Source organism: Streptomyces sp. NPDC057002 (assembly GCF_042673825.1).
Lineage (GTDB): Bacteria > Actinomycetota > Actinomycetes > Streptomycetales > Streptomycetaceae > Streptomyces.
Genome location: NZ_JBHURZ010000004.1, coordinates 309,270 through 334,328, shown reverse-complemented (window position 1 = coordinate 334,328; position 25,059 = coordinate 309,270). Strand labels below are relative to the sequence as shown.

General features: G+C 68.7%; 23 protein-coding genes and 3 pseudogenes. 14 read left to right on the top strand and 12 right to left on the bottom strand.

Annotation, left to right across the window (positions count from 1 at the left end; all coding sequences use genetic code 11):
* Window positions 1-102: 102 nt before the first annotated feature.
* Together ACFT32_RS21535 and ACFT32_RS21530 are read right to left on the bottom strand one after the other, a co-directional pair.
* Window positions 103-327: a hypothetical protein gene (locus tag ACFT32_RS21535; protein WP_382491493.1), complete on the bottom strand. Its 225-nt coding sequence runs from the start codon at window positions 325-327 to the stop codon at window positions 103-105.
* Window positions 324-857: pseudogene (locus tag ACFT32_RS21530) on the bottom strand (DUF1152 domain-containing protein); the annotation flags it as partial. The pseudogene ACFT32_RS21530 and the gene ACFT32_RS21535, both read right to left, overlap by 4 nt.
* Window positions 858-868: 11 nt before the next feature.
* Here ACFT32_RS21530 and ACFT32_RS21525 point away from each other — a divergent pair.
* Window positions 869-988 (top strand): hypothetical protein, encoded by a 120-nt coding sequence (locus ACFT32_RS21525; RefSeq protein WP_382492717.1) that lies wholly within the window; start codon window positions 869-871, stop codon window positions 986-988.
* Window positions 989-1,471: 483 nt separating this feature from the next.
* Here ACFT32_RS21525 and ACFT32_RS21520 read toward each other — a convergent pair whose 3' ends face one another.
* Together ACFT32_RS21520 and ACFT32_RS21515 are read right to left on the bottom strand one after the other, a co-directional pair.
* Window positions 1,472-2,032 (bottom strand): hypothetical protein, encoded by a 561-nt coding sequence (locus ACFT32_RS21520; RefSeq protein ID WP_382491490.1) that lies wholly within the window; start codon window positions 2,030-2,032, stop codon window positions 1,472-1,474.
* Window positions 2,033-2,578: 546 nt separating this feature from the next.
* Window positions 2,579-3,154, bottom strand: coding sequence for a GIY-YIG nuclease family protein (locus ACFT32_RS21515; RefSeq protein WP_382492714.1), 576 nt, complete (start codon window positions 3,152-3,154; stop codon window positions 2,579-2,581).
* A gap of 440 nt (window positions 3,155-3,594) precedes the next feature.
* Between ACFT32_RS21515 and ACFT32_RS21510 the strand changes: the two genes are divergently transcribed.
* Together ACFT32_RS21510 and ACFT32_RS21505 are read left to right on the top strand one after the other, a co-directional pair.
* Window positions 3,595-4,728 (top strand): tyrosine-type recombinase/integrase, encoded by a 1,134-nt coding sequence (locus ACFT32_RS21510; protein WP_382491487.1) that lies wholly within the window; start codon window positions 3,595-3,597, stop codon window positions 4,726-4,728.
* Entirely contained in the window at window positions 4,725-7,169 is a 2,445-nt protein-coding gene (locus ACFT32_RS21505; RefSeq protein WP_382491484.1) for a tyrosine-type recombinase/integrase, read from the top strand. The genes ACFT32_RS21510 and ACFT32_RS21505 overlap by 4 nt, the downstream gene beginning before the upstream one ends.
* A 64-nt stretch (window positions 7,170-7,233) precedes the next feature.
* Here ACFT32_RS21505 and ACFT32_RS21500 read toward each other — a convergent pair whose 3' ends face one another.
* Together ACFT32_RS21500 and ACFT32_RS21495 are read right to left on the bottom strand one after the other, a co-directional pair.
* Entirely contained in the window at window positions 7,234-8,130 is an 897-nt protein-coding gene (locus tag ACFT32_RS21500) for an aminoglycoside phosphotransferase family protein (RefSeq protein WP_382491481.1), read from the bottom strand.
* Between the two features lie 105 nt (window positions 8,131-8,235).
* Window positions 8,236-8,865 carry a class I SAM-dependent methyltransferase gene (locus ACFT32_RS21495; protein ID WP_382491479.1) on the bottom strand — a complete coding sequence of 210 codons (630 nt, stop codon included), beginning with the start codon at window positions 8,863-8,865 and terminating at the stop codon, window positions 8,236-8,238.
* Between the two features lie 767 nt (window positions 8,866-9,632).
* On the opposite strand from ACFT32_RS21495, the gene ACFT32_RS21490 reads away from it, so the two are divergent.
* Both ACFT32_RS21490 and ACFT32_RS21485 read left to right on the top strand, forming a co-directional pair.
* Window positions 9,633-10,121: a hypothetical protein gene (locus tag ACFT32_RS21490; RefSeq protein WP_382491477.1), complete on the top strand. Its 489-nt coding sequence runs from the start codon at window positions 9,633-9,635 to the stop codon at window positions 10,119-10,121.
* Between the two features lie 297 nt (window positions 10,122-10,418).
* Window positions 10,419-10,880, top strand: a complete 462-nt coding sequence (locus tag ACFT32_RS21485; protein WP_382491474.1) for an HNH endonuclease family protein — start codon at window positions 10,419-10,421, stop codon at window positions 10,878-10,880.
* 341 nt (window positions 10,881-11,221) lie between these two features.
* On the opposite strand, the gene ACFT32_RS21480 is transcribed toward ACFT32_RS21485, so the two are convergent.
* Window positions 11,222-12,028 (bottom strand): choice-of-anchor K domain-containing protein, encoded by an 807-nt coding sequence (locus tag ACFT32_RS21480; protein WP_382491471.1) that lies wholly within the window; start codon window positions 12,026-12,028, stop codon window positions 11,222-11,224.
* 135 nt (window positions 12,029-12,163) lie between these two features.
* Entirely contained in the window at window positions 12,164-12,430 is a 267-nt protein-coding gene (locus tag ACFT32_RS21475; protein WP_382491468.1) for a hypothetical protein, read from the bottom strand.
* Between the two features lie 726 nt (window positions 12,431-13,156).
* On the opposite strand from ACFT32_RS21475, the gene ACFT32_RS21470 reads away from it, so the two are divergent.
* The 3 genes and pseudogenes from ACFT32_RS21470 to ACFT32_RS21460 all read left to right on the top strand — a co-directional run.
* Window positions 13,157-13,666 (top strand): 2'-5' RNA ligase family protein, encoded by a 510-nt coding sequence (locus ACFT32_RS21470; protein WP_382491465.1) that lies wholly within the window; start codon window positions 13,157-13,159, stop codon window positions 13,664-13,666.
* A gap of 182 nt (window positions 13,667-13,848) precedes the next feature.
* Window positions 13,849-14,067: pseudogene (locus ACFT32_RS21465) on the top strand (hypothetical protein); the annotation flags it as partial.
* Between the two features lie 67 nt (window positions 14,068-14,134).
* Window positions 14,135-14,386, top strand: a pseudogene (locus ACFT32_RS21460) (site-specific integrase); the annotation flags it as partial.
* A gap of 109 nt (window positions 14,387-14,495) precedes the next feature.
* Here ACFT32_RS21460 and ACFT32_RS21455 read toward each other — a convergent pair.
* Complete coding sequence (locus ACFT32_RS21455; protein ID WP_382491462.1) at window positions 14,496-14,834, bottom strand: hypothetical protein; 339 nt, start codon at window positions 14,832-14,834, stop codon at window positions 14,496-14,498.
* A 228-nt stretch (window positions 14,835-15,062) separates the two neighbouring features.
* Window positions 15,063-15,959, bottom strand: coding sequence for a helix-turn-helix transcriptional regulator (locus ACFT32_RS21450; protein WP_382491460.1), 897 nt, complete (start codon window positions 15,957-15,959; stop codon window positions 15,063-15,065).
* A 149-nt stretch (window positions 15,960-16,108) separates the two neighbouring features.
* Between ACFT32_RS21450 and ACFT32_RS21445 the strand changes: the two genes are divergently transcribed.
* From ACFT32_RS21445 to ACFT32_RS21430, 4 genes are all read left to right on the top strand, one after another.
* Entirely contained in the window at window positions 16,109-17,503 is a 1,395-nt protein-coding gene (locus tag ACFT32_RS21445) for an MFS transporter (protein ID WP_382491457.1), read from the top strand.
* 85 nt (window positions 17,504-17,588) lie between these two features.
* Window positions 17,589-17,987 carry a cupin domain-containing protein gene (locus ACFT32_RS21440; protein WP_382491454.1) on the top strand — a complete coding sequence of 133 codons (399 nt, stop codon included), beginning with the start codon at window positions 17,589-17,591 and terminating at the stop codon, window positions 17,985-17,987.
* A 33-nt stretch (window positions 17,988-18,020) separates the two neighbouring features.
* Window positions 18,021-19,043 carry a zinc-dependent alcohol dehydrogenase family protein gene (locus ACFT32_RS21435; RefSeq protein ID WP_382491451.1) on the top strand — a complete coding sequence of 341 codons (1,023 nt, stop codon included), beginning with the start codon at window positions 18,021-18,023 and terminating at the stop codon, window positions 19,041-19,043.
* 244 nt (window positions 19,044-19,287) lie between these two features.
* Window positions 19,288-20,148 (top strand): helix-turn-helix domain-containing protein, encoded by an 861-nt coding sequence (locus tag ACFT32_RS21430; RefSeq protein ID WP_382491449.1) that lies wholly within the window; start codon window positions 19,288-19,290, stop codon window positions 20,146-20,148.
* A 14-nt stretch (window positions 20,149-20,162) separates the two neighbouring features.
* Here the strand turns inward: ACFT32_RS21430 and ACFT32_RS21425 are convergent, their stop codons facing one another.
* Complete coding sequence (locus ACFT32_RS21425) at window positions 20,163-20,471, bottom strand: hypothetical protein (protein ID WP_382491446.1); 309 nt, start codon at window positions 20,469-20,471, stop codon at window positions 20,163-20,165.
* A 672-nt stretch (window positions 20,472-21,143) separates the two neighbouring features.
* Here ACFT32_RS21425 and ACFT32_RS21420 point away from each other — a divergent pair.
* On the top strand, window positions 21,144-21,524 hold the full coding sequence (locus tag ACFT32_RS21420) for a cupin domain-containing protein (RefSeq protein ID WP_382491445.1): 381 nt from the start codon (window positions 21,144-21,146) through the stop codon (window positions 21,522-21,524).
* Window positions 21,521-22,306 (top strand): carboxymuconolactone decarboxylase family protein, encoded by a 786-nt coding sequence (locus tag ACFT32_RS21415; protein ID WP_382491442.1) that lies wholly within the window; start codon window positions 21,521-21,523, stop codon window positions 22,304-22,306. Before ACFT32_RS21420 ends, ACFT32_RS21415 begins: the two co-directional genes overlap by 4 nt.
* On the opposite strand, the gene ACFT32_RS21410 is transcribed toward ACFT32_RS21415, so the two are convergent.
* The gene (locus ACFT32_RS21410; protein ID WP_382491440.1) at window positions 22,237-24,858 is read right to left on the bottom strand and encodes a beta-glucosidase; all 2,622 of its coding nucleotides are present in this window, start codon (window positions 24,856-24,858) and stop codon (window positions 22,237-22,239) included. The two genes, ACFT32_RS21415 and ACFT32_RS21410, sit on opposite strands and share 70 nt — an antisense overlap.
* Window positions 24,859-25,059 lie beyond the last annotated feature (201 nt).

Sequence of the window (25,059 nt, the reverse complement as noted above, 5' to 3'; positions counted from 1 at the left end):
GGGCTGGAGCGGGGCGGCGACAGGAGCGCAGGCCCGGACGGGGGCCGGGCCGCGCGCGGGGTGCGGGGCGAGCCGCCTTGAACCCGTGAAGAAGGTTGTCACTCAGTCGGCACTTGGGGCAGCTGTGATGCGCCGGGACTGCGCTGCGGCTCGTCGAAGGGCTTCGGCCACCTGGTCGGCTGCATCGGCGGACAAGAGGATCTCTTGGGTCCACAGAATGCAGAGCCTGACGTCGCCGTTCAGCAGGTTGGTGGCAACGTCGGCCTCGGTGCCGTTGCCGGTGACGTCCTGCACGTTGGGGTCCGGATCGCTGCCGTAGGCGCTCATTGGTGCAGGCTCCACAACGGAGCCGCGTACTGATCCCATCGGCTGTTGATGAGTAGTCGGCGCAGCTCATCGCGCTGTGAGGTGGCGGAACGTCGTGTGCGTGACTCCGCGGCCTCGTGCCTCCGTCTCGAACTGGTCGAGTTGGGCAAGGACCGAATCGGCGTCGAGCTTCGTCGGCCGTTGATCCTTGATCCTTGATCCTTGAGCCATGCGGCCTTGTTGCGCTCGTAGTCGATTTCCGAGTAGCCGCAGATCTCACGGCTGTGTGCCTCTGCCTCGTCCAGGGTGACGGTCGTCAGGATGGCGCGGGCCAACTGGTTGTGGTTCAGGGCCTCGTCCAGGTCGACCTCATGGACGGTCGGGCCTTCGTCGGTGAGAGGGACGGGAAGGCCGGCGTCCCGCATCTCGCAGGTGCCGCGTACACCTCGGGCTGTCGCCGCGAGCATCCCGGGCGCCTCGGAGGGGTGCCACTCCAGGACCGAACTGATCGGCTCGACTTCCTGACGCGGATGAAGCGGGACTCTTGGGCCTGCCGGACGGCGTGCCAGTGCTGAGCGTCCTCGTCATCGCGTGCGACGCATCCGGGCAGGCGCTGCAAGCCTCTGGCGTGCTACTTCCGGCTGACCGGCAGGAACTTGAGGACATCTACCGGCTGGGCTGATGAGTGAACCGGTGAATGTGCCTCAGTCCCGGGGTTGTCGGCTGGCAAGCCTGTAGATCAGATATGTGCGCACCACAGCGAAGAGGCTGCCGAGAGCTAATGGTGCGGTTATCGTGCGCGACCGTCCGACCGGTCTAGACAACAAAGAACCCCCGGGTCTCTGACCTGGGGGTTTCACATGGAGCGGGTGACGAGAATCGAACTCGCGCTCTCAGCTTGGGAAGCTAAGGGCATTTCGGGCTTGCTCTGGGGCTGACCTGCGGCGGAGCAGTGTCGGCGCCTGGTGGGCGTTGGGCTGGCTCCCCGGTGTTCCCCGTGGTTCCCCGCACGATCTGGCATGGATGTGGCACAGGTGCTGGGGTCTTGACAAGAGCGGAGTGGTCGCATGATCTCTAGCTGGTCCGAGGGGCTCGGTTCCGTGGATGATGTAACCGCTTCTGAAGCACAAGATTGTGGGAGAGGCGGTTGAGGGGAGCCGGTGGCTCACCGCGTCCTTACCCCGACGGCAGACAGAATGATCACTGCGACACCGGTGAGCCCGATCCCGACGGGGAGCCCCAGCCAGAGAATATGGAGCCTGACACGATCTACCCAGGGTGAACGCACAGGGGTTGAAGGCTCGGAGGATTCTGGCTCAGGGCGTCTCAGTACCGAGAACTTCTTTTCGTGCTGCACCCTGCCGAGCTTCCGCAGTTCGCGCGTGCTTTTCACCTTGATGGTCGGATTCTGTCCCGATTGATCAATCTCTTTCCCGATCACGCTGAGGATTTGGGTGTGCATCCTGTTGCGTTCGTAGTGCTTGATGCTGAGCGCAACGCCGAGAGCGCTGAGGATGATCACCACCACTCCGGCCGGGATGTCTGCCTCCGACAATCCGCCCACTCCGGCCAGTCCGACGACTGCTGCCGCGATGGCCGCGAGCGTGCTTGTCACGGTCGCCCGCAGGTTTTCATGCTGGCGTGCCTGGGCCGCGTGCTCCTCGTAGTATCGCCAGAGGCCGGCTACTGCGGCGGACTGACCCTCCGACTCCGCGTTCGTATCCATTGGACCTCCTATGGACCTCCTATTTCTGGGCACAGAACTCCTCCTTAGGAAGAGTCCATGCGGCATTAACCCCACGATCGCGTGGCCGCTGTTCCGGACCCTGACCGACACTCACGAGAGTGCCTTCAGGGACATCCGTCTGGCCGAAGCTGTGGATGTATCTGTTGTGATGCCGTGAACCGACGCCGTGTACCACCACTACATCGAGCGCGCCATGAGGGGGAGATCAGAAGATCTACACGAAGTACGGGTAAGAGGTGGCGTACGGGTGTACCCCGTATCCGACCTGGGCGCCGACCGGCTTGAGAGCCTGGATGCCGAGCACATCGAGCGCTTCTACCTGAAGACGCACTCGCAGATGGGGGCATGAAGGTATGGGCTTACTTCTTCTTGCCCTGGGTCTTTCCGGGGACCTTGGTGAGCTGGGTCTCTCCTGGTCAGGGCGGTGTTCATGAGCGGCCGAGCGGTCGTCGTTGGTCGTCGTAGGCCACTGTTGAGCGACGTCGGACGGCCCAGGGACGGCCCAGACAACTGCCCGGCGGCGGCCTACGAGCTGATGGGCAACTCCCGTGCTCGCTGGCGTGCTTGGGCCCGTAGCTCCTTCAGGCGACTGTGAAACGCGTTGTGGCGGTTCTGGTCGAGGTTCAGTGGGAGGTCGAGTTGGGAGATGAGCTGTGACTCCGAGGTCCACGGGTCGTCTTGCTCGACCCAGCACACCCGCGCGTAATCCGCCATCCACTGGCTGAGGGCGGCTTCGCCGGCCTTGCCGAAGGTCATCCGCTTGCCGCTGCCCACGCGGCGCAGCTCAAGTCCGAGCAGGCATCCGAGGGTGAGCCGCAGGGTTGAGCCAGCCGCGTTGCCCCGGAAGTGGTAGCGCACCCGCTTGCGCAGGTTCTGGGTGCTGGTCCGGTTGGCCATGTAACGCGGGGCTATTCCGACGTAGAGCAGGCGCCGGGCGTCCAGATCCGGATGGGGCGGTTGCTCGAAGTGCCACCCGTACACGCCTGCAACTCCCGGGACTGGGCTCGGGCGCACCAAGACCTCCTGCGCTGACCACAGTCGGTTTGGACTGCTGAGAGCGGTAGCGTCCACGAAGCCTCCAAGCGTGCCGCGGCTGATCATCGCAGGTGCTCGGTGGGGCGAAGCCGTGACTGAGTGCCCTATCTGGCGGTCGCCAAGTACCGCGTTCATCGCGGCGGGGCCAATGTCGGCGTGTGCGCGCTCCAGGCTGAGGAACTCCGCCACCGCTGACCGAGCCCCCGGTGCCCTCGTGCGGCTGCGGCTTCCCTCCCGGAAGCCGGGGGGGGGGCACGGCCGCCGAGGCTGGAGGCATGAGGGCTACCGCTACCTGGCCGGGCACCATCGCTTTCGGGATGTCCCGTTGACTGAACTAAAGGCGGCGTATTCGCAGGTCAAAGACCATTCCTGCTAGCTTCCCGCCCATGCTTGAGATGGGTGGCCCCACCCGGGATCTGGTGAGTTTCGTGCTGCCGGAATCGGGTGGGCTGGTGGAGACTGTGGATCCTGGCCGACCGTACGTGTTACTGGATACGGACGGGGCCGTGGTGGAGCCGGTTGACGCGTTCTTCGGTGAGCTTCAGGCGTGTGGACGGCCGGTGTCGACGGTCCGCTCGTACGGGATGGACTTGCTGCGCTGGTGGCGGTTCCTGGCCGGATGGGGGCTGGCATGGAACCGTGTCACGCGGGTGGATGCCCGGGACTTCGCCCGCTGGATGCAGGTGGCGCCGAAGCCGGTCCGCGTCCACTGGCGCCGTCGGGCCTCCAGCGGTGCCGCCGCGCCTCCGGTACGGCCTCCGGTAGGAGTGCCGAATCCGGTAACCGGCCGGGCCGCGCCGGGGGCGATGTACTCGGCGCGGACGCGGGTGCACAGCGAGGCTGTGCTGCGGTCGTTCTACGCCTTCCACTTGGAGGAAGGCACAGGCCCGATCATCAATCCGTTTCCCGCAGGGCGGGATCGCCGCCGTCCGGCTGCCGCGGGCGGCTCGGCCCGGGTATCGGGCGGAGGCCGCTACCGGCCGTCGGTCCCGGCCCGGCTGCCGCGGCGGATCCCTGACCACAGATTCAACGAACTGTTCGCCGCTCTGCGGTACCACCGGGACCGGGCCCTGCTGGCGTTCTGGGTCTCCAACGGCGCCCGTGCCGAAGAACTGCTGACGAGCTGCCAGCGTGACCCACTGCCGGGCGATCAGCTGCTCGGGGTGATCCGCAAAGGAACACGGGCGTATCAACAACTGCCGTCGTCCCCGGACGCCTTCGTGTGGCTGCGGCTCTACCAGGAGGAGGCATGGCGGGCGGGAGTGCCGCGGGATCCAGCCGAGAAGTTGTGGTGGACACTGCGGCGGCCGTTCCGTCCGCTGACGTACCACGCGGCCCGGGCGATGCTGAACCGGGCTAACGCCCTGCTGGGGGCGAACTGGACACTTCACGATCTGCGGCACACAGCCGCGTACCGGATGGCGCGGGATCCGAAGCTGGCGCTGACGGATGTCCAGTGGGTCCTGGGCCACGCCCATCTGACGACCACTCAGATCTACGTGCCAGCTGGCCGCGACGAGATCGTCGAAGCCGTACGGGCACACCATGTGCGCCAGGAGCGGCTGGCCCGGATCCCGGCGGTGCCCGCCGCTGGATACCGGGCCCAGGCCCTCACTGACCTTTTCGGAGGATCCTGGTGAAGGCCCGTATCCGGCATCTGACCGGCACGGCAGCCGCTGGCCCCGGCGAGCGGCTGCCGGTGCCCCAGGCCGCGGGCGGACCGTTGGAACAGGCCCGCGCCCGGTTTCCCGCCCGTGAAGCCGGGACGCGGTGGTCGATGACGTGCAAGCCCGCGCAGGAGGTTCTCGCCGCGCTGCGGATGCCGCCGTACGATCCGGCCGTCGCCAACACCGGCTGGTACCGGCTGACGGGGGCCCGCGCGATCCTCACCTGGCTGGCCGATTTTCCCGGGACGAGCTGGCAGGAGCGGTGGGAAGCCTCGCCCGCGGCGGCCTGCCCGCGCCGGTGGGCCGAGCAGGGACCGACCTGGATCGCCTCGGCCACCGGCGTGACGCGGTGGGGCACCGTGCAGTCCGGACTGCTGACACTGGCCGGTGCTGACGTGGTGCGCCTGCCGCTGGGCTGGCTGGCCGGCCATCGCAGCACACATCTGAGGGAGTTCGTCGAGGAGGTTCGTGACCCAGCCGGGTTCGCCCAGCTGGAGGCGCACGTCGATCCAGGGCGATGGTCGGCCCTTGCGGGAGGCAAGGCCCGTCTGGCGCTGACCAGGATCCTCCTGGCCAAGGGGGGCGGCCTGGCGGACATCACCGTCGGCGACGCGCTTGAGTACACCGCCGTTGCACGCGCGGCTGGCAGCGTCAGAAGCGGTGGCGGGAGCACTCTGTTCTACTCCTGGCTGCGTGAGCTGGGCCATCTGCCCTCCGACGCACCGACGACACTGCGGCTGCTGGGCCGACTTACCGGTCAGCTCACCTGCGAGCAGCTAGTGGACCGGCACGGGGTGGAGAGTGCGACGGTCCGGGCGCTGCTGATCGACTACCTGGAGGAGCGGCGGCACCGGCTGGACTACAGCACGCTGGACAACCTGGCACGCAACCTGACCCGGAACTTCTGGTCCGATCTGGAACGGCACCACCCCGGCATCGCCTCCCTGGACCTGCCACCGGAGGTGGTCACCGCCTGGAAAGAGCGCCTGAGCACCCGGATCCAGCGGCGCAAGCGCCTGGACGGCACCGTGGAAGAGACAGTGGTCGAGCGGGCCGACCGGGCCCTGCTGATGATGACGGTGCGCGCGTTCTACCTCGACATCGCACGCTGGGCGGTGGAGGAGCCGGCCCGCTGGGGGCCATGGGCCGCGCCGTGTCCGATCAAGGAAGCGGAGACCCTGGACGCCAAGCGCACCAAGCGGGTCAAAGCCCGCATGGACCAGCGCACCCGCGAACGTCTCCCTGCCCTGGAGACCTTTGCCCGGGCCGCGGCCGACCACCACCGCCATCGCCTGGCCTGCCTGGAAGCCCTGCACGCCGTGTCACCAGGCGCGACGTTCACCGTCGGCGGCGTCGTCTTCGTCCGCACCAAGAACGGCGGCGCCAGCGCCCGCGACGCGGCCGGGACGCTCCTGCACTTCGACCTCGCCGAGCACCGCGCCTTCTGGGCCTGGGCAGCGGTGGAGTTCCTGCGCCACACCGGCGCCCGCATCGAGGAGATGCTGGAGACCAGCCACCACGCCCTGGTCCAGTACCGCCTGCCCACGACCGGCGAGATCGTCCCCCTGCTCCAGATCGCTCCCTCCAAGACCGACCAGGAGCGCGTCCTGCTCGTCAGCCCCGAGCTCGCCGATGTCCTGGCCACCATCGTCCGCCGGGTTCGCGACCCGCGTACCGGCGCCATCCCGCTGCTGGCTGCCTACGACTACGAAGAACGCATCTGGAACCCGCCCGCACCACTGCTGTTCCAGTGGGACCGCGCCGGAGAGCCCTCCCGCATGACCGGCGAATTCATCCGCCGCGCCCTGGCCGAGATCCTCGCCTTCATTGGCCTCACCGACACCACCGGCCAACCCATGGACTTCGCCCCGCACGACTTCCGGCGCATGTTCATCACCGACGCCATCCGCTCCGGCCTGCCGCCCCACATTGCCCAGGTCATCGTCGGTCACACCAACATCAACACCACCATGGGCTACAACGCCGTCTACCCCACCGAGACCATTGAAGCCCACCGCGCCTTCATCACCCGCCGCCGCACTCTGCGCCCCACCGAGGAGTACCGCACCCCCACCGAAGCCGAATGGGAGGACTTCCTCGGTCACTTCGAACGCCGCAAGCTCTCCGTCGGCACCTGCGCTCGTGCCTACGGCACCGCCTGCATTCATGAGCACGCTTGTGTCAGATGTTCGCTCCTGCGACCTGACCCGGCCCAACGGGCGCGGCTTGCCGAGATCCGCGACAACTTGATCGCCCGAATCGCCGAAGCCGAGGCGGAGGGCTGGCTCGGCGAGGTCGAAGGTCTCCAGGTCAGCCTGGCCGGTGCCGAGGAGAAGCTCCGCCAGCTCGATCGGGGCCACGGGCAGCCTACGGCCGTGGACCTGGGCATCCCCACCACACGTGGTGATCGATGAACCCACGAAGGTGGGCTGCCGCATGGCTCAATCAAGATCGAGAACAAGTTCGAAGAAGCGTGCGTCAAACGCCCTTCAGAACACGATCAAGTGCCGCCCGGCCTACGGGTCCCCAGTGCGGCTTGCCGCCGGGAAGGCCCCTATCTCCGTTCTGCCCCATGAGCATCAGGAAGAGGCTCTTCATAGCGGCCAGCCCGCGGGCGCGCCGGATCGCCGCCTCGTCTGCACGCGCGTACGTGTCGAAGAACCGTGAGGCCGTGCCCGTGGGTAGCAACACCCATGCGGCGGCGAGGTCCAATGCCGGATCGCCGGCGAACATGTCACCGAAGTCGACGATGCCCGAGAGCGTTCCGTCCGAGACCACGACGTTCGCGGGATGGAGGTCGCCATGTACCCAGAGCGGTGGCCCCTCCCACTCTGGCGCTGCGACAGCGTCGTCCCAGACGGCCCGGACATCGTCGGCGAGGTCGTCGAGGGCAACGGCGTGGAGGAAGTGGTCGAAGCCGTCCGTGCAGTCCCTGGGATGGGCACCGCGGTCCGTAGGTATCGGCGCCTCGGCGGGCGCCTCCACGTGCAGTGCCCGGAGGAAACCCGCCAGCGTGTCGGCCGCGTGGGCGCCGCGGTTGATCGAGACGTGGTCCAGTGGCTCGCCAGAAACCCACGTCATCACGGTCCAGTGCTTAGGAAAGCGCTCGGACGGTTCGCCGAGCCGCACCGGAGTCGGCACCGGGAGCGGCAGTCGCGGGGCCAGCACAGGCAGCCACCGCCGCTCCTTTAGCTGGAGCGCCGGGGTGGGGTCCATGCGCTGCATGCGCACGGCCAACTCGTCCCCAAGGCGCCACATTTGGTTGCCCCAGCCGCCTGCCACCTCGCGGATGGCCAGTCCTGCAAGGTCTGGATGTTGCTCCTGCAGCAGGTTGCGGACCAGGTCTGCGGTGATCTCGATCTCGGTGTTGGTCATGCGAAGTCACAGTACCGAGGCGGCAGGCAGAGCGGCTCTCGCTCTCCGGAACGTCTGTAGCCGAGCCTCATCCACGCGGATGATCTACACATCCCCGACTCACGGCTAAGGACGGCGGGTCAGCAAATGAGTGTCGAGAAAGCCCCGCTCGGTCGCTGGGTCATGGAGCAGCCGGGCGAACGTGACGAGGCCGGCCGCGGCCAGCAGCTCGGCGAACTGGTCCGCCGGCCAGCTGTAGGCAGGCGTCACCTTGTGGTCGAAGCGGACCGGCTCCGGTCCCTCGGTCCCGAAGAGGGACACCAGGAGCAGGCCCCCTGGTGCCAGGACACGCACTTGCTCGGCGAGCAGCGCGGGCAATTCTCCAGGTGGGGTGTGGATCATCGAGTAGTGGGCCAGCACTCCGCCGAGCGCGCCGTCCTCGACCGGCAGGGCTTCCATTCGTGCTTCGTCGAACCGCAGCGCCGGATGGGCCCGCCGAGCGTGGTCGACCATGGCCGGGGAGAGGTCGAGCCCGAAGGCGTCCAGCCCCAAGTTATGCAGCATGGCCGTCAGATGACCGGGGCCGCACCCGACGTCGGCTACCCGCAGGTTCCCCGTGCCACGCACGAGCTCGGCGAAGGTGCCGATCATGTTCCGCGCGAACGGCCGCGTCTCCAACTGATCGCTGAACATCGAGGCATACAAGTCGACGACCCCGTCGTAGGCCGCCCTGGTCTCGTCCTGGTGTCTTAACACGGGAAGGAAAACTAACACCCGTACCGTTCGCAGCCGTTCTCCGGCCCCATTACGGCGCTTCCCCTCAGGGCTGATCGTCCCGGCACCTGATCACGGGACATTCTCCTTAGTTCAGAGAAGTCCCGTTGAAGCTCTACGCGGCTACCGAAGGACATCGAACGCGACTGGGCGGCGCGCACGGGCTGTTGGAGCCACACCGAGCGGGTGCTGCTGACCTACGAGCAGGTGCGCGCCTACGAGCTGCCCGCGACCGAGGGTAGGCGCGGCGACCCGCGATGGCCGGCCGTCGCCGGCCGTGGTGCCGGGTGCGGGTTGGCTCATCTGAGGGTGTTCAGCATCGCTTCCTCGACGTGGTCGGCGGCGTTGCGGTGGCAGAGGGCGTTGGGGCGTGCGAAGGACAGCTGGTCACGGAGGGTGAGGAAGCTTCTGTCACCTGCCGGGCGATCTTGCGGACGGCTGGCGCGGGCCGTGGCGGGCAGCGGGAGCCTTGTCGAGTTGCGGCGCCCTTCACCATGGTTACTCTGGGCAATGGTTCATCGCTAAGGGTGATGAGCAGGGTGTTCGGCAGGTTCACCGACATTTCGCGCCCACCCCGCCCGCTGCGCACTCCCGAACGGAGCGCGCAGCGCACGATGCCACGGCATCCGAGTAGGTCCCCGGCAGTGCGGCTCCTTCCGCGCCGGTCGGGCTGGCCAATTGGCGTGCAAGCGCCGGTGACGTCGAACGCCGCAGCGGTTGAAGAGCCGTCAACGAGAGGAAGCAGTCTCATGGCAGACATCAAGCAGATCAGGGCCACGGTGCACACGTCCAGCGAGGGCGGATCCGAGACCTACAGCTGGATCTACCTCGGCATCGGAGGCAGGGAGTTCGCGCTCACGACCGGCGACAACGGCGACTTCGAGAAGGGCGCGAAGACGTGCTTCATCATGGGCGAGGAGAACACCGAGGACGCTGACATCCGGGTCGCCCCCGTCCAGAAGGCCGAGTACAACGACCCGCGCAAGCCGCAGCTGCTGGACGAGGACCTCGACCTCTACCCCGCCTACATTCGGATGGACACCTCCGGCTCCGTGTCCTACTGGTGTGTGGACAAGGCCGAAGTGCACATCAAGACCTCCGACGGCCGGACCCACCACTTCGGTGCCCCGCGTCTGCAGGGCAGCGGGGAGAAAGGCCGCATCTGGCTTCACACCCAGTACGGGACCCGCCTGGGCCTGGTCCGGCTCGACCGCATCGGACGAGGCGTGACCCCTTGATACGGACAGCCTCGCACCTGTCCGCCTCGCCACCCCTCACCCTCCTTCGCGAACGAGGAGCAGAACATGGCGAGCGGTAGCGTGACCTTCAACGGCCTCGAAGCCCCGCTCCGGGACTGGGCTGCGGAACTCCGCTACCGCTGACCGAGCTCCCCGGGGAACCTGATAAGCCAGGGTCCGGCGGCACGGTCTCGGTTACGCGACGGGCAACTGCGCCCGATGGTGCCGTTGACCGTGCTCGCCCACGCCGGTGGGTGTTTCGTTTCGCCGGTACGACTGTTGTGCACGGGCGGGTGATTGTGCGGCTGCAACACCCGCGCCGAGGTCCTGCTGGCCGAGGCCATCGAGCCGCCGACGCGGACCGGGCGCTGCACCCTGACCGGGGGCCTCTGGTGCTCCTGGTACGACGACACCGAGGTCACCAAGACCGACATCGACCACATGGTGCCGCTCGCGGAAGCCTGGGATTCCGGCGCCTGGCAGTGGACGAGGCAGCGCCGTGTGGAGTACGCCAACTACCTGGGCGATGACCGGCATCTGGTGGCGGTCAGCCAGAGTTCCAACCGGCAGAAGTCCGACCAGGACGTCACCACCTGGATCGTGCCCGACAACCCCTCCCAGCGATGCCGCTATCTGTCCGACCAGGTGGCGGTCAAGCTCGGGTGGGAGCTGAGCGTGGATCCGGCCGAGCAGGCGGCCATGCGGCGCATCGCCGAGGAGTGCCCGGACACCGAGGTCACCGTCAACCCCGTCCCCTGAACCCGGCCGGCCGCAGGGCCCGTGCCTGTAATGGGTGCGGGCCCTCCTAGTGGACGCCAGGGCTGTAGACGGGCCGACCCACGGCCCCGGGCCCCTGGGCCGTGGGTCGGCCACCGGCCGGTCAGTCAACCGGAGAAGGATGTGGTCTGGCCTGTACGGGGGAGCAGGCCCTGGACCGTGCACGCGCTGCCAGTGTCGCTGGTCCGACGAGCACAGCCCGGCGAGGACACCAGCGCAACGGCGCGCACGACACCGTCGGTGAGTTACCCGGCCCGTCCTGCCCCTCGAAGCCTCTACTCGGGGACTGTGAGGTTCGGCCGCCTCGAGCGGGTACGGAGGGGTCAGCGGGGCGGGCTGATCCGGACTGTTTCCTCGCCTTCGTCCGCGTTGAGCCAGATCGGTTCGGGGCTGTTGAAGGAGTAGCCGCCGGTTTCGGGGTGGGTCTCGTTGGTGTAGACGCGGATGCGGTCGCCGGCCTCCAGCTCGGCCCCGGCGGGGAAGGTGAACTTCTTGTCGGTGTTGGGCCCGGAGATGGTGTAGCCGGACAGGTCCAGGGGAGCGTTGCCGATGTTGCGGAGCTCTACGTACTCGTCGGACTCGCCGGGGTTCACGCCCTGGCGGTTGACGCTTGCCTCCAGCCGCGGCTTCTTGTTCTTCGCGGTGAACATGGCGACGATGTCGGCGCTGTTGGAGCCGTCCTCGGGGCTGACGAAGCGCCGGGTGATCTTTCCGTCCTGCTTGAAGCCGCTGATGACGACGTGGTACTTCTCGCCGTCGATCATTGCGGTCTCCGGGGAGCGGAACTCGTCGAGGGTGACGAAGTCGGGGCCGTCGTCCGTCTCGTTGTGGTGGAAGCGGAAGCTGAAGTAGTGCTCGACCTGGTCCTGGAAGGTGATGGCCACCTTGAGGTGGACGTCGAACTCCCGGCCGGTGACGCCTCCGTCGAGAGGCTTGTTCTCGTGCGTGAACGTGCCGAGGGTGAACTCCGTGCCGTCCAGCTTCACCGGCACGGAACCGCCGGAGAACCGGTAGCCGCTCTTCGTGCCGACGCCCCATTCCACGTGGTCGGTGCCCAGACCGGTCGGGTTGTACTTCGGGTCATCGACTGTGGTCGAGGTCCAGACGCCCTCGGTGACCGCATTGCTCACGGGTGATCAGTCCTTTCTCTGCTCGCCGCACCTGTCCGGTGCGACTACAGAGAGTGGTATATCACTACATAGCGTTAATATTTTGGAATGAGTCGTTCCTCTTGGGAGTGCACCGGCGCACAGCGACCATCGCCTTCACCACCCCTCCCGCCCAGCCCGCACCGCCGCCGGCGTCCCGGCGTGGCTGCGGCTGGTGCCCACTCCGGAGGACAAGGCGGCGGGGAAGCAGTGGGACGCGCCCTGGACGCCCAGCACGCCTTCGGTGACTTCGATGTGCACCGGCCCGCGCTCCTGGGCGTGCACGACGCCGTCGACGAGGTCACCGCCTACCGGGCTGAGCTGTCGGCCCGCGTCGCCGAGCCTGTCCTGTCCGATGACCCGGTGCTCCAGGACGACCTCCAATTGCCGGCGTCCTGGCGGGACCGCGCCGGGGTGCTGGAGAAGGTGTCGGCGGCCAGGCAAGGAGCGCATCGCTGCGCCGCAGCAGTACATGGACTGGACGGGACTGGGAGGCTTGGGGGAGCGCGCCGGTGGGGTTCGACGCGGCCATGCTCTACGCCTACACCCTGCTCCAGCTGAACGCCGCCGCCCGCGTCCGCGCTGCCTTCCCGATCCTGGGCAGTCCGGCGGGCCTGGCCGTCGAAGCGACCGTGCGCGCAGCTGCTCCAGACCGTGGCCCGCGGCGACAACCTCGACCTCGAGGTCCTACTCCGGGACTGGGCTGAGGAACTCCGCCACCGCTGAACCGCTGACCGACCTCCTCCCTGGTGCCCTCGCGCGGCCGCGGCTCCTCTCCCGTCTCGCGGGCGACGTTGTCGGCGACTTCGCGAGGTGAGCCGCTCCGCCCGACGGGCCAGGACCCATCACGCAGCGTGACAGCCCGAGGTGCGCGGGGGCGGCGGGGCTGGTTTCTTGGAGGGACATTCGTCCGCCTCGGTCGGGCGGATCCGGCGCCTGCCTGCCGGAGCCGTAGCTCAGGCTGGGCGCGCTCGCCTTGTGAAGCCGAGGCGACGAGGTCGCCTGCGGGCGGGAATCCGCTGTGGGCGCGGAGTGTGAACACGGAGGAAAGCAATGGCGAGTGGTCAGACGACGAACGCGTTCATCTGTCTGAGGGTCCCGTCCGAGCTGGTGGACGATCTGGTCGACCTGCAACGCGAGTTTCAGGACCGCGTCGACCCGCAGTATCCGGAGCACATTCACATCACTTTGGGTTTCCTGCACGGCGCGGACGACCGGAAACTGGCCGACGCACGCTCCTTCATCAGCGAAGGAACATGGTCTGCGCCTGCTGTCCGCCTGACCGGCGAGGTACGCCACGGCAGCTGGACCCTGCGGAAGAACCCGGCCTACCAGTACGACGAGGCCACCGTGCAAAGGGGAGAACAAGTCCGCCTGGGCGTCGACCACAGCCCTGAGCTGGGCCGCATTCAGCAGGACATCACCCAGCATCTGAACATCGCGGAGGACGGCTTCTGGCCCCACGTGACGCTCGGCCTGGCCCGGGAAGACTTCCCCGCCTCCGAGGTCAAAGCGCTCCGGCTTCCCTCGGCCAGCGGAGCGGCTCCCAGCGTGGACGTGCAACAGGAGGCGTCGGCCACCGCGTTCACCACCCTCGTCAGGAAAGACCTCACTGCCTGACCCGCACAGCCCGCTGAAGCGCCATCAGGCTCCGAGGCCAGGGTTGCGCGAGAAGCGGCCCATGACGTCGGGGCAGGTGACGGGCGCGAGCGACGACTCGGCCGCTTCGACCGGACCGGTGACACTCCTGGACGCCCTGGGCCGACTGGCTCACCGAACCGGACCGGGGCGCGCTGGACGGTGTGACCAGCGCGCCGATCGTCGTGCACCGGCCCTCCCTCTCATGCGGTCGGAGGGCCACCGTGCACCGCCATGGTCGGGACGAGATCCTCGGCACCGCCTACAGCGACCACGACCTGGCCGTGTTCCTCGAAGGCGCTGGGGTCGCCGACCCCAAGACCATTTTGGACGATCCGCAGCAGGTGGAATGGCGGGGCGGCCCCGCCCACGTGTTCAGGGCTACTGCATACGACTGCGCATGCGGCTGGGCCGCGGCGCCGGCCAGCTGCACTGGGTCAACATCTGGCGGATCCCTTCCGCTTCTACGACCTGCGCCACACCGGCAACAACCTCGCCGCCGACACCGGCGCGAAGCTGAAGGACCTCATGGTCCGTGCCGGTCAGTCCTCGGAGCGCGCCCAGCTGATCCATCAGCACTCGACGGTGAAGCATCAGCGGAGGCTGGCGCAGGGGATTGACGCCGAGGTTCGGCAGCGACTACGCGAGTCGGATTCCGAGCGGCAGCAAGCTGCGGAGGCGCGACAAACGCGTTGTCGATGAGGAACCCGGCCCGTTCAAGGTCTCGCCAGCTTCGCCTGGTAGGGCGGCATCGACGATGAGGCCGGCGAGAGTCTTGGCTCCGGACGCCGCGAATGGGCGGTCAGATGCCTCAAGGCCGACCGCCCACCGGCGCGGCCACCTCGTGGGCCTCCTCGAGAAGACGGAGGAACCCGGGCGTGCCCCACAGCGCCAGTCCCAGAGCGGCGACGTCCACGGCCGTTATGTGCACCGCCCCTGTGAGGTCTCGGCACGATACCGCGCGCATCGACGACGGGTCACCGCCCGCCCAGATCCGTGTCGCCTCGCCCACGGCGAACTCGTAATGAGTCGGCGCCGCGGCGGCTACCTCGTCGGCCTGCCGCACCAGATCGTCCGGCTGCGACGGCCTGCCGGTCAGCTCCACGATGCTGATGGTGGAGCGCAACAGGCCGTTCAGGATGGCGTACACCTCGATCGAACCTCCCCCGTCCAGACCGTCCAGCGCGTCTCGTACGGCGATGCCATTGGTCCATGTAGCCCCGGACCGCGTTCAATGCCCGTTCGCTGGAGCCCTGGTGCGCTGCATCGTTCATGCGCTCACACGATGGACGCCGGGCTGGGCCCGAATCAGTCCCCTTGGTGCAGCGTCTCGGAAGAAAGCACTAAGACCAACGGACTGAGGGGGCAGGCGGCTTCCTCAGGATGGGTCGCCGTCAGCCTGCGGGGTTGGCCGCTCGGCGGAGGTGGGGCTGTGCCGCTGTAGCCGATGGAACGCGGAGGCGTGCGGCGCGGCGGGAGCGAGGGTGTAGGTGACGATGGTCAGGCCGGCGTCGGCGGGGATTTCGAGGGCGTCGTAGTCGAGGTCGAGTTCACCGACCGTGGGGTGGTGGAAGTGCTGCTGCCCGCTGCGGTAGTACTCGACGTCGTGTGCGTCCCAGCGTGTCGAGAATTCGGTGCTGCGGGAGGCGAGTTCGTCGATGAGGTCGGCGAGGTCGGTGTTGCCGGGCGTGCGGGCGGCTTCGGCGCGCAGGCTTCCCACGGCGTCGTGGGCGATGCGGTCCCAGTCTCGGTAGAAGCGGCGCGCCCGCGGATCGAGGAAGACGAAGCGGGCCAGGTTGGGTGGCTGCTCGGCGGTGTCGATTGCCTCTTCGTACAGGGCACGGGCCAACTGGTTGGTGGCGAGGACGTCCAGGTGGGCGTTGCGGACGAAGGCGACAGCGCCGGTCATGGCGTCGAGGACCTGCTGGATGCTGTCGCGCACGTGCGAGGCGCCGCCGTCACGGTCGGTGGCGCGGTGGGGGGCATTGGCGGCGCGGACGAGGGCGGCGAGGTGGGCGCGTTCGACGTCGTCGAGCCGGAGGGCGCCGGCAAGGCTGTCCAGGATCTCTTCGGAGACGCCACCGACGTTGCCGCGCTCCAGGCGGGTGTAGTACTCGACGCTGATCGCGGCGAGCTGGGCGACTTCTGAGCGCCGCAGTCCGCTGACCTGGCGCCGCCCGCCGAAATCGGGCAGGCCGGCCTGCTCGGTGGTGAGGCGGGCGCGGCGGCTGGTGAGGAAGTTGCGGATGTCCTCGCGGACGCTGTCGGTCGGCACGGCTTCAGCGTAGGACACACCCCGGTGCGGAGGGTCCCTGACAGGACCCCTCCCCACAAGGACTCCCAGGTCAGAGGGGGTGCGTGGTTCTGTGGATGGGTGACCGGGCCGTCGAGCCCGCCCCCACTACGGAAGGATCACCCACCGTCATGCCCCTCACCGCTTCCTCTCACCGGTCGTCGGAGGCGGGCGCGCCCGGGAAGAACCGGCACGCCACGGCGACGTTGGCGGCCGCCGTCCTCGGTTTCTTCGTGATCACCCTGGACGCGACGATCGTGAACGTCGCCCTGCCCTCGATCCGTGACGCCCTGGGCGGCGGCATCACCGGCCTGGAGTGGGTGGTCGACGCCTACACGCTGATGTTCGCCGCGCTGCTGTTGTCGGCCGGTGCCCTGTCGGACCGGATCGGCGCGCGCAAGGCGTTCGCCGGCGGCCTGGCCCTGTTCATCGTCGCGTCCGTGGCGTGCGGACTGGCCCCGTCGCTGCCGGTGCTCGTCGCCGCGCGCGTGGTGCAGGGTATCGGCGCGGCCGTGACCATGCCGACCTCGATGGCGTTGGTGCGCCAGGCGTTCCCCGACCCGGCTCGCCGGGCGCGCGCGGTGGGGGTGTGGGCGATGGGCGGTGCCCTCGCCGCCGCCGCGGGCCCAGTGCTAGGTGGTGTGCTGAGCCTGGCCTCCTGGCGGATGATCTTCTGGATCAACCTGCCGGTCGGCATCCTGACCCTGCTGCTGCTCGCCCGTACGCCGCACTCGCCAACCCGTCCGGCCCCGTTCGACTGGATCGGGCAGACCACCGCCATCCTGGCCATGGGCGGCCTCACCTTCGGGGCCATCGAGGCCGGAGCGGCCGGGTTCACCGCGCCGCAGGTGCTTGCCTCGCTGGGCGTCGCGGTCGTGGCGCTGGCCGCGTTCGTCACCGCTCAGGCGAAGGTGGCCCACCCGATGGTGCCACTCGCGCTGTTCCGCTCGCCGACCGTGGTCGTCGCCACCGGCATCGGGTTCGCGTTCATGGTCGGCTTCTACGGACTGCCGTTCCTGTTCTCCCTGTACTTCCAGCAGCACGGCCTGTCTGCGCTGGGCGCCGGGATCGCGTTCCTGCCGATGATGCTGCTCAGTGCCTGCCTGACCCCGTTCTCCGCCCGGATCGCCGAGCGCACCGGCCCGCGCGTGCCGGTCATCGCCGGGCTGCTCCTGATCGCGGCAGGATCGGTCGCCCTGGCCGGCGTGCCGGCATCGGTGCCGGTGTGGGTGACCGCGCTGTTGCTGATCCCCATCGGCATGTCCGGGCCGCTGGTGATGCCGCCCACCACCGCCTTGCTGTTGGAGCACGTCTCCGCGCAGCACACCGGTACCGCCAGCGGCGTGTTCAACACCAGCCGGCAGATCGGCGGAGCCCTGGCCGTCGCGGTCTTCGGCGCACTGCTGTCCGCCTCGGCCGGCTTCGAACACGGCCTGCGCGTCAGCCTCCTTCTGGCCGCCGCCGTGGCCCTGGTCGCCGCGCTGGCCGCTCCCCGCATGGGCACCGCCCGGCGCGGCGACGCCTGACCGCCTGAACGGCACCGGCGAACGAACCTGCCAACCGACTGACCGGCCGCGCACTGCCGCGGCCCATGAAGCAAGGAGCCCCCTCATGGAGTTGCTCGAGCGGCCCTCCACCCGCAAGTTGCGGGAGGCGAACTTCACCGGCGACGCCTGGGCCGATGTCATCTACCGCGGCGCGGAGCCCTCCAAGGCTCGGGCCAACGCGGTGCACTTCGCGCCCGGAGCCCGTACGGCCTGGCACTCCCACGGAGTCGGCCAGACCCTCTACATCGTCGAGGGCATCGCCCTGATCCAGTCCCGCGGCGGCAGGGTCCTGGAAGCCCACCCGGGCCAGGTCATCTGGACCCCGCCGGGCGAGGAGCACTGGCACGGTGCCGCCCCCGGCCACTTCATGACCCACCTCGCCCTGTGGGAGGGCGACGACGTCACCTGGCTCGACCACGTCACCGACGCCGAGTACGCCGGCCCCCGCATCCGCGACCTCTGATCCACCTCGAACAGCAGCAAGGAGCATCCCGCCATGCGTGCAGCAGTCATGTACGGGCCGAAGGACGTACGCGTCGAGGAACGCGACATCCCGAAGATCCTCAAGCCCACCGACGCCGTCATCCGCACTCTCGCCACCTGCGTGTGCGGCTCGGACCTGTGGGACTACCGCGGCATCAACCCCGCCAAGGACCCCGCCCCCGCCGGGCACGAGTACGTCGGCATTGTCGAGGAAGTCGGCGACGAGGTCGCCACGGTGCGGCCGGGCCAGTTCGTCGTGGGATCCTTCTTCGCCAGCGACGGCACCTGCCCCAACTGCGTCAACGGCTACCCCAGCAACTGCCTCCACCGCGAGTTCGTCGGCGGCTGCCAGGCCGAGTACGTCCGTGTCCCGCTCGCGGACGGCACCCTGGTCGCCACCCCTGACCTGCCCACCGACGCGCAGGTGCCCGATCTGCTGGCCTGCTCCGACGTCATGGGCACCGGCTGGTGGGCGGCCGTCGCCGCCGGCGTGCGGCCCGGAGACACCGTCGCCGTCGTCGGTGACGGAGCCGTCGGCCTCTCCGCCGTCCTGGCCGCCCGCGAACTCGGCGCCGAGCGCATCATCGCCATGTCCCGACACGAGTCCCGGCAGAAGCTGGCCGCCGAGTTCGGCGCCACCGACATCGTCACCGAACGCGGTGACGAGGGCGTGGCCCGGATCAAGGACCTGACCGGCGGCATCGGCGCCGACCGGGTCCTGGAGTGCGTCGGTACCGAACAGTCCACCCAGCAGGCTCTGAACTCCACGAGGCCCGGCGGCGGAGTGGGCATCACCGGCGTCCCTCACGGTGTCACCCTCGACGGCGCCGCCCTGTTCTACTCCCACGTCGCCGTCCAGGGCGGACCCGCCCCCGTACGTCGCTTCCTGCCCGAACTCGTCGACCGCGTCATGACCGGCCGCATCAAGCCCGGCCGCGTCTACGACCTCACGCTGCCCCTCGACCAGGCCGCCGAGGGCTACCGGGCCATGGACGAACGCCGCGCCATCAAGACACTTCTGCGTCCCGGGTCATGACCGAACCAAGGAACCCTCCTGGTATCGCAAAATCACCAGCTTAGGAGCAGGCTCCGGAGGCGGGGAGACCCTGTGAGTACCCCGCCCAACAGGCTCTCCCCCGTGCCTGAGAGGCCCTGTTGCATGGCGGTAAGACGCCCTGTGAAGGAAAGGCAATCGGACAGATGGCACTTCCATGCTTCGCGATCCAGCGTCCGGCTGGTCCCCGGCGGAGTCCGGTCCCGAGCTCAGAGGGTGGCCGCTGATGCCCGGGGGACGTGCCAGGGAACTCGGGGCCTTCCTCAGGGCCCGGCGTGATGAGCTGCCTCCGGAAGCCGTGGGCCTCACGGTCTGGGACGAGCCACGTCGGGTGCCCGGGCTCCGGCGCGAGGAAGTGGCTGAGCTTGCCGCGATCAGCACGGACTACTACAGCCGCATCGAACAGGCACGGATCGCGGTCACCCCGAGCGTGCTGGCGGCCGTGGCTTCCGCGCTGCGGCTCGACGACACGCAACGCCACTACGTTTTCGGCCTGCTCGGCCGGGAAGCCGGCGCGGCCCGGCGGCCCCGGGCTCAGTGCGTACAGCCGCAGCTACGACGGCTGCTGGACGGGCTGACGGCCATTCCGGCGCTCGTCCTTGGCCGCTACATGGACGTGCTGGCCTGGAACGACCTGGCGTCGGTCCTGGTCACCGACTTCGCGAGGATCCCGCAGGACGAGCGCAACTGGGTAAGGCTGATCTTCACGGATCCGCGGATGCGAGAGGTGCACGCCGACTGGCAGGACGTGGCCCGGCAGTCGGTGGCGCAGCTGCGGATGGAGGCCTCGGCCAACCCGGGCAGCGCCCGGCTGGAGGCGCTGGTCGGTGAACTCGCCGAGCGCGATGCCGCTTTCCGTGGGTGGTGGTCGTCGTATCAGGTGGCAGTGGAGGTCCGCGGCACCACCATGCGGCACCCGGTCGCGGGAACCCTGGAACTGGAGAGCAGCACCCTGGCCAGCACGATCGATCCGGACCAGCGGCTGGTCAGCTGGACCGCCCGGCCGGGCAGCCACTCAAGCCGCCGACTGCGGGCTTTGGCTCGGTTGTCGGCCGACACCGCATCGGATGCTCCGGTCGCTGCTTGACCCGGGCAAGCTGATCACTCACCGGGAAGTGCGCGGGCGTTGCAGTGCGTCCCGCAGCAACGGGATGTCGAATCTGGAGTCGTCGGTGACGACGGTGTGGGCGTGGGGGAAGCGGTCGCCAGTGGCGAAGACCGGGTGGGCGGCTGCACGTACACGCTGATGCTGCCGCCGCACATCAGTACCGCCGCCCAGGCGTCGGTGTCGGTGTCGGTGTCGGAGGAGTCGAAACGGGCGTATTCGGGCGGGCCGTCCTCGGCCAGTGGACGACGACGGAGTTCGTAGACGTCGCCGTCCACGCAGCCGCCCGAGATGCTGCCCGCCACAACCAGTCGGCGACGGTGGCGGCGATGTTCAGCACGTCAGGCTCATCTCGTACGCGAGGGCTTCCCGCCGCCCGGCTTCGGGGGTGCGGCCCACGGTCAGTGCGCCGCCGACTGCCGCTGTGGTGGCCAGCACCGTACGCCGTGTGGGACCCGCTCGGTCGGCGTCGGGGGCGTGGCGGGCTCGGAGCTCATGGAATCTCCCATGGACGGAACATCGGGGGCGCCTCGTCGCGGTCGAGGGGACCGCTGTGGCGACTGTGCCCGACGGCACCAGGGAGGTGGCAGGGAGAGTTCCTCCCTGGGAGGAACTCTCCCTTACTGCCCGCCCTGACCACTGAAAGCGTGTCAGGCGCGCTCTGACAGCAGGACGTACGAGTCCCGGACTGCCTTGCCGATGCCTTCCCGGCTCACCGCCGAAACCCCCATCGAGCGTGCCGTCCGATCCCAACCACCCTGCAGAGATTGGAAGTAACGATGATCAAAACATCTCGACGAACCCGAGCCGCCCTGCTCGCCGGTGTCGCGGGCAGCGCGCTTCTGCTCACCGGGTTTGCGACGGGCTCCGCCCCGGCCGCCGTCGGGGCCGCGAGCGCGCAAGCCGCATCGCCCGAGCCCGCAACCGCTACCTCACGTCCTGGGATCGTCGTCTCGCGTGACGCGGAACGAGCGATCGTGCCGGGTGCTCCGGAGAACTTCACCGGTGAGGTGTCGATCCAGTCGCAGTACATCGGCGACGAGAACTCCGAGCGAGCCTCCGACGTGCGGTTCTCAGCGGGCGCCCGCACGGCCTGGCACACCCACCCCGCCGGACAGCGCCTGATCATCACCGAGGGCACAGGGTGGGTGCAGCAGTGGGGCAAGAAGCGCATCACCGTCCACGAGGGTGACGTCGTCTGGTTCGCCCCGGGGGTCAAGCACTGGCACGGGGCGACAAACGCGAGTGCGATGACGCACACCGCCGTCACGTACGACGTCGACGGAGCCACCGTGGACTGGCTGGAGCACGTCACCGACGAGCAGTACCTGCGCGGGAAGCGAGGGCAGGGAGCATGACGAAGCCCAGGACAATCGCCCTCATCGCGACGATCGCCGCGGGCACGTTCCTCGCCGGGTACACCGCGCAGGCCGATCCCGGCTCGGCTTCCGCACCCCGCTCGCGCACCAGTCAGATCGAGTCGGTCTCCCCGGCCCTGGCGAAGTACGACAAGGAGCGGGTCCAGGAGCTCTGGAACGACGACAGCCTCTCGCGTCGCGACCGGGGCCTGATCACCATCGCGGCGCTCATCTCCAACGGGCAGACGCAGGAGCTGGGTCGCTACACCGACCGAGCCCTCGACGACGGGCTGTCCGCCGCGGAGATCTCGGAGACGGTCACGCACCTGGCGTTCTACACAGGCTGGCAGAACGCCAAGGCCGCGGTGCCCCCCATTGCCAAGGTGTTCGCCGCGCACGGGATCAGTGCCGACCAACTCCCCGAGAGGGACCCGGAACTGCTCCCGCAGGACCAGGAGGCCGAGCGGGCACGTGAGCAACGCGTGCAGGAGCAGTACGGCGGAGTCTCCCAGGGAGTCGTCGACGACACCGACGACGTGCTCTTCGACGACCTGTGGCTGCGCCCGGACCTGAAGCCGCGTGACCGGAGCCTGATCACCGTCGTGGCGCTCGTCGCGACCGGGCAGAGTGGCCAGATCACGGTTCACCTCACCAAGGCGATGGACGCCGGGCTCACCGATGACGAGGTCGACGCGACGCTGAACCACCTGGCCTACTTCACCGGCTGGCCGAAGGTGTTCACCGCCATGCCCGTGATCAGGGACGTCCTGAGGTCGCGGTGACCGACCCGGAACGGACTCGCTGACAGGTCGAGCAACGCGAGGTTGCCGCGCTCCGGCGAGCAAGACCGGCACCGATGATGGCGGTGGGGCCCCGCCGATCGGCTGGGCCCCACCGCCCTCCGGGGGGGGGTGGGACCACGGAGGGGGATGCGGGTGTGGAGGGGGAGGCGCGTGGCCGAGCTTCCGGCCCACACTGTGCGCGAACCCCGGCCGGTGTCCCACTCGTGGGTGTCGGCGTTCCAGTGCCGCAGGCTGTTCCGGTCGATGGGGATGCGGACGGTCGTTTCCTCACCGGGCTCGAGCGTCACCTTGGTGTAGCCGGCGAGCGTCTTGGTGGGCTGCTCGCCGGGCCAGGAGGAGTCCGGGCCGAGGTAGATCTGCGGGGTGTCCGACCCGGTGCGCCTGCCGGTGTTGCGCACACGCAGCGTCACGGTGAGCCCATCCCTCGTGGGTTTGGCCTGGAAGCGGCTGTACTCGAATGACGTGTAGGACAGGCCGTATCCGAAAGGGAAAAGCGACGGGGTACCGGTCTTGTCGTACCAGCGATAGCCGACGTCGACGCCTTCGCTGTAGGTGACCACCCCGTCGCGACCTGGGTAGGCGGACGGGTCGCCGGCCACCGAGGTGTGCTCCTCGGAGGTCGGGAAGGTCTGGGTGAGGCGCCCGCTCGGACTGACCTGCCCGTAGAGCAGCCGGGCCGTGGCACGGCCGCCCATGCCACCCGGGTAGTACATGTTCAGTACCGCCTTGACGCGGTTCAGCCAGGGCATGGTGACGGCTGACCCGGTGTTGAGTACGACGACGGTGTTGCGGTTGGCGCGGGTGACCGCCTCGATCAGCTGGTCCTGTTCAAAGGGGAGGGACAGACCGGTGCGGTCGAAGCCTTCGGTGCCCTCGTCGAAGGCGAACACGACGGCGGTCTTCGCCGCGCGAGCCGCCTCTACGGCCTGCGCGCGGTCGACTGCGACGGCTTCGGGCGTGACCCAGGACATGCTGACGTGGTCGGTCGAACGGATGGAGCGCAGCTGGAGCTTGAACTCATGGGTGCCGGGCTTCAGCCGCAGGGCGCCACGGGCGGCCTTGTTGCGTGAGCCGCGCAGTACGTCGGTGCCGTCGATGGTGAGCAGGGAGATCGACTGCGGGGCACCGACCGTGAAGGTGTACATGCCGCCACGCTTGACCGTCAGCGTGGAGGTGAACGTCTTCTCCTCGTCGTAGCCGAGATCGATCCCGTCTGTGGGGAAGGCCGGTTGCAGGGCATTGTCGTCGATTCGGGTGCCGGTCAGATCAAGCCCAGGCCGGTAAGCGACGGCGCCGGTGGCGCGCTTGCGGATCTCGTCCAGCGGGGCGGTGACGGTGCGCGGGTTGACCTCGGAGCTGCCTCCGCCGCCGATCACCGGGCGTTGGGCGGGTTGGCCGATCACGGCGAGGCTGCCCGAGCGCGTGGTGAGCGGAAGGGTGTGCCGCTCGTTCTTCAGCAGAACCGCGCCCTGCTCCGCCACCTGCTGGGCGATCCGGTCGCCCATGGTGCCCGCCGGGGCGGGTCGCTCGGGCAGCGTGCACCCTTCGCGGGCTCCGGCGGGCGAGGCACAGCGCAGCAGGCCGAAGTGGTGCATCTGCGTGAGAATTCTGGTGACGGACATGTCGAGCTTGCTCTGCGGGATGCTGCCGTCCTGGACGGCCTTCTTGAGCGGCGCGTCCAGGTACTGGCCCAGAGGCATCTCCTGGTCCAGGCCCGCGCTCAGTGACTTAGTGGAGTGGGTGGCCCTCCAGTCCGACATGACCCAGCCCTCGAACCCCCACTGCTCGCGCAGCACGTTGTTGAGGAGTTCCTCGTTCTCGCAGGCGTAGACCCCGTTGACCTTGTTGTAGGCGCACATGAACGAGCTCGCGCCTGCCTTGAGGGCGGCTTCGAAGGGCGGCAGCTCGACTTCGCGCAGGGCCTGTTCGCCGACGCGCGCGTCGAGCGTCTGCCTGTCGCGTTCCTGGTTGTTGGCCGCGAAGTGCTTGACCGAGGTCATCAGCCCCTCACCCTGGATGCCGGCGATCTCCTGCGCGACCATGCGGGAGGAGAGGAGCGGGTCCTCGGCGAACGTCTCGAAGTTCCGGCCGCCATAGGGAACGCGGATGATGTTGGTCATCGGAGACAGCAGGACATCCTGGCCCAGCGCCCTTCCGTCCCGCCCGATGACCTTGCCGAAGTCACGGGCCAGGCGATCGTCGAAGGTGGACGCCAGCGCCACGGGAGCGGGCATGGCCGTTGCCCTTTGTGCCAGATGGATCCCGGCGGGGCCGTCGGTCAGCCGCAGGGGCGGGATGCCCAGACGCTCGACTCCGGGAATGAAGCCGGCCTGGCCCCGGCTCTCCGGATCGGTCGACCCGTGGACGAACGAGATCTTCTCGTCCAGGCTCATCGCCCGCACCAGGGAATTCACCTGCCGATCTGCGCGGCTGCGCTGGTCGGAGGACGCTGCGCTCGTAGGCCACAGCATGTATCCGCCCAGTACCGTGAGGGCGGTTGCGGCACTGGCCAGCACTCTTTTTGTTTTCATGGCGGCTCCCGGCCGCACCAGTGCGGCCGTTCTCGGATTCGGATGGGAAACAGCCGCTGCACCGGCCTGAGGAGACCCTCAGCCTGAAGGCAGCGCAACGGACCCGAGCCCGGCACGACCGGACGCGGGGACCGTGACCTACGGCGTGCCGACGCACGGACAGCGCGCCCAGCGAGTCGGCCGGACCACTCAGCCGACCCG